The following is a 2,265-nucleotide window of genomic DNA, read 5'->3' as shown; positions in this document are numbered from 1 at the left end:
CGCCGGGCGCGCGCCCCGCGCCCCCCCCCCCCCCCGCCCCCCCCCCCCCCCCCCCCCCCCCCCCCCCCCCCCCCCCCCCCCCCCCCCCCCCCCCCCCCCCCCCCCCCCCCCCCACAAGCCCAAGGTCGGGCAGCACTGCGCGGCTCCAAGGCGTAAAATGGGCGGCTGAACCCCCGCCAGCCTTCAGCAAGCGAGCAAGCCCGTGACATCGATCAAGCAGGAAGACCTCATCCAGTCCGTCGCCGACGCGCTGCAGTACATCTCGTACTACCACCCGGTCGACTACATCAAGAACCTCTCCGCCGCCTATGAGCGCGAAGAGTCGCCGGCGGCCAAAGAGGCCATCGCGCAGATCCTGATCAACTCGCGCATGTGCGCCGAAGGCCATCGGCCGATCTGCCAGGACACCGGTATCGTCACCGTGTTCCTGGAAATCGGCATGAACGTGCGCTGGGACGACGCCACCATGGGCGTCGAGGACATGGCCAATGAGGGCATCCGCCGTGCCTACGCCTACCCGGACAACAAGCTGCGCGCCTCTGTGCTGGCTGACCCGGCTGGCAAGCGCACCAACACCAAGGACAACACCCCGGGTGTGGTCAACGTCAAGGTTGTGCCGGGCAATACGGTCGACGTGATCGTTGCTGCCAAGGGTGGCGGTTCGGAGGCCAAGAGCAAGTTCGCCATGCTCAACCCGTCCGATTCCATCGTTGATTGGGTGCTCAAGACCGTGCCGACCATGGGCGCTGGCTGGTGCCCGCCGGGCATGCTCGGTATCGGCATCGGCGGCACCGCCGAAAAGGCGATGCTGCTGGCCAAGGAATCGCTGATGGAGCCGATCGACATCGCCGATCTGCAGGCCCGTGGCGCCTCCAACCGTGCCGAAGAGCTGCGTCTTGAGCTGTACGAGAAGGTCAACGCACTGGGTATCGGCGCGCAGGGCCTGGGCGGCCTGACCACGGTGCTCGACATCAAGGTCAAGGACTTCCCGACCCACGCTGCCAACTTGCCGATCGCAATGATCCCGAACTGTGCCGCTACCCGCCACGCACACTTCACCTTGGATGGCAGCGGCCCGGTGATGCTGGACCCGCCGTCGCTGGAAGACTGGCCCAAGCTGACCTACGACGCGTCCAAGGGCACCCGCGTCGATCTGGACAACATCACCCCGGAAGAAGTGGCTGCATGGAAGCCGGGCCAGACCCTGTTGCTCAATGGCAAGTTGCTGACCGGCCGCGATGCTGCGCACAAGCGCATGGTCGAGATGCTCAACAAGGGTGAGCAGCTGCCGGTGGACCTGAAGGGCCGCTTCATCTACTACGTCGGCCCGGTCGATCCGGTGCGTGACGAAGTGGTGGGCCCGGCCGGCCCGACCACCGCGACCCGTATGGACAAGTTCACCCGCCAGATCTTGGAGCAGACCGGCCTGCTGGGCATGGTCGGCAAGGCCGAGCGCGGCCCAGCTGCGATCGAGGCGATCCGTGACAACAAGTCGGCCTACCTGATGGCCGTTGGTGGCTCGGCCTACCTGGTGTCCAAGGCGATCAAGGCGTCCAAGGTGGTCGGCTTCGCTGACCTGGGCATGGAAGCGATCTACGAGTTCACCGTGCAGGACATGCCGGTGACCGTGGCGGTCGACTCCACCGGTGAATCGGTGCACAAGACTGGTCCGCGCGAATGGCAGGCACGCATCGGCAAGATTCCGGTGATCGTCGAGTAATCGACACCTGTCACTGGTGATGCAAGGACGGCCCGGGCTATGCTCGGGCCGTCGTTGTTTGCAGGGATGGTTCGATGCGCGGATTTCAATGGATGTTTGCTTGTGTGGCGTTATTGCTTGCCGCTTGTGCGAGCGATGGCGGAGGTTGGGGTAATGCGCCACGCAATGACCCAGCAGCCTGCGTGAACTATTGCCAGAATGCCTATCAGCGCTGCAGCGCCAATCCCAGCGGCTACGGTGACTGCGGCGATGCGAACCGCAGCAACCAGTGCGACAAGATCACCAATCCAGAGTTGCGCGGCGCCTGCCAGACCTCGCAGGCCTTCTGCCAGAACCGGTCTGCCGCCTCGGTGTGTGGTGAACGCTTGAACAGCTGCATGAACAGCTGCAACTGAACCAGCCGATAGCTGCAGCGAGCCTGTAATGCCGAGCCATGCTCGGCAGAGGCTTTGCCGGGGAAGCATCAAATCACCAGCTTCGCGGCTTACGCCGCTCCCACATTCCCGTGGCGCTGATGGGGTGCAGGGAAATCCCCTGCCGAGCAT

The 2,265-nt window shown here is 65.0% G+C and carries 2 protein-coding genes; both read left to right on the top strand.

The window, feature by feature from the left end:
• The first annotated feature begins 202 nt into the window (after positions 1-202).
• Positions 203-1,720 carry a fumarate hydratase gene (locus ACVOLV_RS22120; protein ID WP_481517650.1) on the top strand — a complete coding sequence of 506 codons (1,518 nt, stop codon included), beginning with the start codon at positions 203-205 and terminating at the stop codon, positions 1,718-1,720.
• Positions 1,721-1,902: 182 nt separating this feature from the next.
• Positions 1,903-2,115, top strand: a complete 213-nt coding sequence (locus tag ACVOLV_RS22115) for a hypothetical protein (RefSeq protein WP_481556231.1) — start codon at positions 1,903-1,905, stop codon at positions 2,113-2,115.
• Positions 2,116-2,265 lie beyond the last annotated feature (150 nt).

The sequence above is a fragment of the Stenotrophomonas sp. STEN023 genome (assembly GCF_056760135.1).
The sequence above is the reverse complement of the archived record's forward strand: the minus strand, read 5'-3'. Positions and strand labels throughout refer to the sequence as shown.